The following is a 6,000-nucleotide window of genomic DNA, read 5'->3' as shown; positions in this document are numbered from 1 at the left end:
CACCGTCGTGCCCGGGTTCGCCGCCTCGAAATGCTTCGTCAGCTTCTGCATCTCGATCATGTGGCCGTTGTTCACTGTCGCCACCACCAGCTCGCCCGCCTGCGCCCATCCGCTCAGGCCCAGGCCCGCCACCACCGCCGCAAATGCCTTGAACTTCATGTCTCGGATCTCCTCCGGTTGTCGATATCGATTGTTGCCAGCCGAGGTGTCCCGACTGCGACGGCAGTGTTGCCGAATGCAAGCGACGTCGCCGATACCGGCGTCATCCGAACTCCATACTTTGTTGATATGGCGGGCTGGGACTTTCCCAGCCTGGCCAGCGCGCGATTCAGCGCCCGATCGGCTCGGCGATACAGCGCTTGACGACGGGGGGGCCGTCGCCCACATGGAAGCGCAGGCGGCGCTCGCGCAAGGCGTCGTCGGCCGCGGTGAAACGGTCGAAGCGGCGCAGGTGTTCGACCCAAGACTCGTCGACCAGGTACTCGACATAGCGGGTCGGGTCGGCAGTGTCGCGGAACAGCTCCCACGACAGCGCCCCCTGGCGCAGCCGTGCGCGGCGCGTCTCTTCCATCACCGCATGGAATTCCTCGGCGCGGCCCGGGTCGATGCGGTATTCGATGGTGATCAGCACCGGCCCGGCGTCGGGGTCGATCGGGATGCTGACCTCGGGCGGCTTGACCACCTGGGTCGGTGTCAGGTCTTCCTCGACCTGCGCCTCGACCTTGTACTTGCGCGCCCACCACAGCACGATGCCGCCGAACACGGCCGACGCCACCAGACCGGTGCGCACATCAGTCAGGCTCGCGACCTGGCCCCACACCGCGGCACCGGCGGCACTGCTGCCCATCAGCGCCATCTGGTAGATCGACATGCCGCGCGCACGCACCCAATTCGGCAGCGCGAGTTGCGCCGACACCGTCAGCGAGTTGGCCACCGAGATCCACGCCATGCCGGCGATCACCATGGCCGGCATGGCGACCCACACATTGGGCGAGAAGGCCACCACCAGGGTGGCCAGCGCGACGACGATGCTGCCCTTGTGCACCAGGTCGTCGCGGTTCATGTAGCGCCGCAGCTTCTGCAGCGACAAGGCTGCCGCGATGGCACCGACGCCCAACGCGGCGAGCAGCATCGTGAAGGTGCCCGCATCGCCGTCGGGCATGCCCTTGGCCACCAGCGGCATCAGGGCCATCAGCCCCGTGGCCTGCAGGAAGAACAGCGAAATGCGCAGCAGCACCGCGTGCATGCGGGTCGACTGGCGCACGTGCTGCAGCCCCACGCGCATGGCACCGACGAAACGTTCGCCCGGCAACGCGCTGGGCTTCTGCTCGCGCTTCCAGCGCATGATGGCAAAGCCGGCCAGCACTGAAAGTACCGCATTGAGCACGAACACATACGCGCTGCCGGCGCTGGCGATCACGGCGCCCGCCACCAGCGGGCCGACGATGCGCGATGCGTTCATCGCCACGCCGTTGAGTGCCAGCGCCGCAGGCAGTTGCGGGCGCGGCACCAGTTCGGGCACGATGGCCGCGAACACCGGCCAGCGCATGGCCAGCCCGATGCCGTTGGCGAACGTGAGCACCAGCAGCACCGGTGCCGTCATCGCCCCCGCCAGCAGCGTGACGCAGACCACCAGCGCCACGGCCGCCACCCAGAACTGCGTGACGATGAAGTAGCGCCGCCGATCGAGAATGTCGGCCAGCGCGCCGCTGGGCAACCCCAGCAGAAACACCGGCAACGTGGACGCCGACTGCACCAGCGCCACCATGATGGGCGAGGTGGTCAACGAGGTCATCAGCCATGCGGCGGCCACGTCGTTCATCCACATGCAGATGTTGGCCGTGAGCCAGGCGCCCCACAGCATGCGGAACACGGGGCTGCGCAACGGCGCGAGCGCGGCTTCGCTCACCTCATGCGAGGCAGCGGTGGATTCGTTGGGGGTCGACGGTATCGCCAAAAGGAGAGTCCTCTGCGTGGAGCGCCAGCCACGGCCGCAAGCTGCGTGCCCGTGGATGGTGGAGTTTCTCACCACGGCGCCCGGCGTGCCGGCGTGCGAGCAGTGCACGGGTGGCGCGCGCTGCCACCTGTGCCGGCCACGCCAACCGGCTTGTGCAACGGCCTGCCGCTGGGGCAGGCGATCATCGACCGCAGCGTGGGCGGTCCGGTGGGCGGCAGTGCCTGCCATGCCCGCAAAGGGCGGCCTTGGCGCAGGCGGCTCACGGCCCGGGAAAGACGCCCGGACGCCTTCAACCGCTCGGCAACCAGCGAGGCTTCAATGTGCCGAAGGCAGGGCGGCGCGGCTCCGTGCGCGGCCTCGGACCCTGCCATGGCGTTTGCGCGCCCAGACGAGGACGCCGGTGATGCTCAGCATGGCCACCCCGAGCCCCATCACGGTCATGAACAGCCGGAAGGGCGTGCCCCCAAGCATCGCCATGTGCAAGCTGGTGAGCCAGGTGCGGATGGTGTCGCCACGGGCGGCCCCCGTGGGCAGCCAGGTTTGCAGCAGCTCACCCGTTTCGGCGTCGAAGATCACCTGGGTGCTGCCCCAGCGGTCGCGAATGTCGCGGCTGCTTCGCACCTGATAGCGCCAGGTGCCGCGCAGGCCCACGCGCGGGTCGTGCACCAGCAGGGTTTCGTCGTGCACGGTGAAGCGGTGTCTGCGGGCTTGCTCCGCCATCAGTCGCCGGCCCGTGGCGAGTGCGTCATCCCACACCAGCGCGGGGCTGAGATCGAGTCGCTGCGGCCGCGGCAGAGACTCCCTCTCGGGCTGGTATGCGAACAGGGCCCGCATCACGGGGTCATAGACCTCGTCGTGCAGGTTGAAGGCCACGCTGCTCCAAGCCAGCACGAACAGCACGGCCCAGGTCCATAAACCGCCCGCGCGGTGCAGGTCGAAGCTGATCTTGTAGGCCCCGCTGCCCAGACGCAGTTTCCACGACGGCCCCCAGCGCACCAGCCACTGCCTGGCCACGGGCCAGGCCCTCCGGCGCTGAGCGGCCACGGGACCACGCCATGGCGCCGAAGGCGGCGTCGTGCCCCCGCGCGATGCGGCCGGCATGCGCGTCGCCGGCAAGGTGAGCCAGGCCCCGACGAAACAGTCCAACGTCCATAGCAAGGCCACGATGCCCAGCAAGGTGCTGCCCGCGGCGTCCAGCGCCAATGAATAGTGCAGCCGGTAGATGAAGGGCATGAGATTTTTCAGGCCCTGGGTGATGTCGCCCCACTTGCGTTCGCCCAGGACCTGCCCGGTGTACGGGTTCACGAAGACCTGGTCGCAGGACGGCTCGGTCAGTTCGCCGGTGACCGGGTCCGGCCGGCCGAACAGCCGCACCACGGCGGCGTGCCCGGGCTCCTGCCGCAAATACGCCATGGGGACATAGGCCTGGGGGAACTCGGCCTGCACCTTCTCGCGCAGCGCCAGCGGGCTCAGCATCGCGGCGCCCAGCGCGGGCGGTGCCACGCGCAGCAACTGCGGGCTGGCCCAGGCGTCCAGCTCCTCATACCACGTCAGCAGCGCACCCGTCAGCCCGGCCAGCAGCAGAAAGCCGGCCAGGGCCAGGCCCACCCAGCGGTGGACCAGGACGAGTGTCGGGCGCAGGACGGATTTCACCGGGAGCGGCGTGCGCAGGACCAGCTCACCACCGGTACGCCAGTGACGCCGTGGCGCGCAAGCCGTCGCCGTACACGCACCATCCTCCGTTGCACAACAGCGTGGTCTTGTCGGTGAGGTTGTTGACGTTGAGGCGCCAGGTCCACGGCCCGGTGGTGTAGCCGATCAGCGCGTCCCACGTGGTGTAGGAAGGAACGCGCGCCTCCGTGCCCCCCCAGTCCGACGTGCTGCCCACGTGTCGCGCTCCCACGCCCAGCTGCAGGCCCGGTGTCCACACGTGGTCGAAGCGCGTCCACAGTGACGCCTGGTGGCGCGGCTGGTAGCTGACCGGCTTGCCGATCTCGTCGGCTTCCTCGCTCTTCGTCGTCTCGGCGTCGGTATAGGCATAGGAGGCGATCAGATGCACGTTGCGCGCAATCGGCCCCTTGGCTTCGAGTTCGAGGCCGCGTGAGCGCACCTCGCCGGTCTGCACGGCCTTGTCCAGGCCGGTACGGTTCTTGAGCACGTTGGCCTGAGTCAGGTGGAACACGGCGGCCGAGGCCACGAGATCGCCACGCTGCCAGCGCACGCCGAGCTCCATCTGCTCTCCACGCGTGGGCTTGTAGCGCTGGCCGTCGTTGTCGGTCCCGGCGACGGGCTCGAAGCTCTGGCTCCAGCTGACGAAAGGCGCCACACCGGGAGCGACCTCCCAGACCAGCCCCAGCCGGCCCGTGGTGGCGCCTGTCTTCTCGGTGTCGCCGTTGAGCTTGCTGCGCACTTCGTCGCGCCGCACGCCGGCCAGCGCGGTCGCCGCACCGATCTTGAACTGGTCTTGCAGGTACAGACCGACTCGGCGCTGATGCTCCCGGTCGTCGGACAAAGGAACGAAGCTGCCGGGAACCGCACCGTAGACGGGGTCGAAGAGGTTCAGCGGCCCCAGGCTGGCAAGCTGCCAGACGCTGCCGATGTGGTGGTTGGCCAGATCGACGCCGGCCACGGCCTTGTGGCGCAGCGGGCCCGTGTCGAACTCGGCCTGGACCCGGGTATCGGCACTGATGCCGCGCGTGGTTTCCAGTTCGTCGATGGCGCGGCGCTGGAACTCGCGCGGGTCGGTGGTGGCGCTCGAGTTCAGGTTGGTGAAGCGCACATGGTTTTCGCTGTCGATCCAGCGCAGGCCGTGATGCAGGCTCAACGTGCTGGAGAAGTCGTGTGTGAGCAGCCAGCCGAACGACGTTTGCCTGGTGTCCTGACGATCGAAGCCGGGTTCGCCGACGAAGCGATCCCGCGGCAGCTTGCCGTAGGGGCTGGTCAGCAGCGAGCCCTCGACCGGCACGCCCCAGATGTAGGCGGTGCGGCGTTCGACGTGATGGGCGAGCAGCGTCAGCGACGTGTCCGCATTCGGCGTCCAGCGCAGCGACGGAGCGACATAGCGCACATTGTTCGGGATGTGATCGACCGAGGTGTCGGCGTTGCGAGCGAGCAGCACCAGGCGGCCCGTCCAGTCGTCAGAGAGCTGGGCGCCCAGGTCGGCCGCGAGCGCGCGGTGGGCCTGGTTGCCCGCCTCGGCGATGACTTCGTTCACATGGTCGGCGCGCGGTTGCTTGGTGACGACATTGAGCACACCGCCGGGCGCCGCCGCGCCATACAACACGGACGCTGCGCCCTTGAGCAACTCGATGCGCTCGAGGCCATAGGTTTCCTGCTGGCCCGTGGCCCAGCCCGAACCGCCGAGCTTCAGCCCGTCGCGATAGACCCCGCCGCTGCCGTCCTGCAGCCGGAAGCCGCGGCTGTAGAGCACATCGTAGGAGTTGGCGTAGCCGGGGTCGGCCATCACGCCCGGGGTGTAGGCCAAGGCCTCGGTGACGCTGGTCGCTTTCTGATCCGCGATCTGCTCGGCCCCCACGATCGCGACGGATTGCGGCGTCTCCAGCAGAGAGGCGTCGATCTTGGTGCCGCTGGCGCTGCGCCGGGCTGCGTAACCGCGCATGGGCCCGGTGGCGGACTCCTGCTCCACCCCGGCCCTGACGACGACCGTGGGCAGCGTCGTTTGCGCCTCGGCCTGTGGCTCGGCCCGCACGACCGTGAAGGTCTGGTCATCGGGAGACTGCAGCGCCAGCCCCGAGCCGGCGAGCAGGCGTTGCAGCGCCTCGCGCACGGAAAGCGTGCCGTGCACGGACGGGGCCGTCTTGCCCTCGGCCAGCGCGGTGGAGAACACGATCTGTGCACCGGTCTGCCGTGCCAGCGCGGCGATCGCTTTGTCCAGCGGCTGCGCGGCAATGTCGATGGCCACGGGGGTGCCCTGCGCCAAGGCGCTGCCGGCCAGCAGCAGTCCGGCGGCCATGGCCGCCAGGTGCCGCCGCAGGTTGGGGAAAGAACGGGATGCCGGCTGTCGATGCATGCGGTTGACTCCT

The 6,000-nt window shown here is 68.9% G+C and carries 3 protein-coding genes and 1 pseudogene; all 4 read right to left on the bottom strand.

Features of this window, described 5'->3' with window-relative positions; all coding sequences use genetic code 11:
• Positions 1 to 159, bottom strand: a pseudogene (locus M8A51_RS09475) (sugar ABC transporter substrate-binding protein); the annotation flags it as partial.
• 169 nt (positions 160 to 328) lie between these two features.
• Complete coding sequence (locus M8A51_RS09470) at positions 329 to 1,864, bottom strand: MFS transporter (protein ID WP_251777980.1); 1,536 nt, start codon at positions 1,862 to 1,864, stop codon at positions 329 to 331.
• A gap of 408 nt (positions 1,865 to 2,272) precedes the next feature.
• A complete protein-coding gene (locus M8A51_RS09465) occupies positions 2,273 to 3,610 on the bottom strand; it encodes a PepSY-associated TM helix domain-containing protein (RefSeq protein ID WP_251777963.1) in 1,338 nt (445 codons plus the stop codon).
• Between the two features lie 25 nt (positions 3,611 to 3,635).
• Entirely contained in the window at positions 3,636 to 5,987 is a 2,352-nt protein-coding gene (locus M8A51_RS09460) for a TonB-dependent siderophore receptor (protein WP_251777962.1), read from the bottom strand.
• Between the last annotated feature and the right edge of the window lie 13 nt (positions 5,988 to 6,000).

The organism is Caldimonas mangrovi, from assembly GCF_023721835.1.
GTDB lineage: Bacteria > Pseudomonadota > Gammaproteobacteria > Burkholderiales > Burkholderiaceae_C > Caldimonas > Caldimonas mangrovi.
This window is presented reverse-complemented; position numbering and strand designations above follow the sequence as displayed.

Excerpts from the sequence above, each read along its gene's own strand:
- M8A51_RS09470 (WP_251777980.1), bottom strand. The coding sequence starts at position 1,864 with ATGCTGTGGGGCGCCTGGCTCACGGCCAACATCTGCATGTGGATGAAC.
- M8A51_RS09460 (WP_251777962.1), bottom strand. The coding sequence starts at position 5,987 with ATGCATCGACAGCCGGCATCCCGTTCTTTCCCCAACCTGCGGCGGCAC.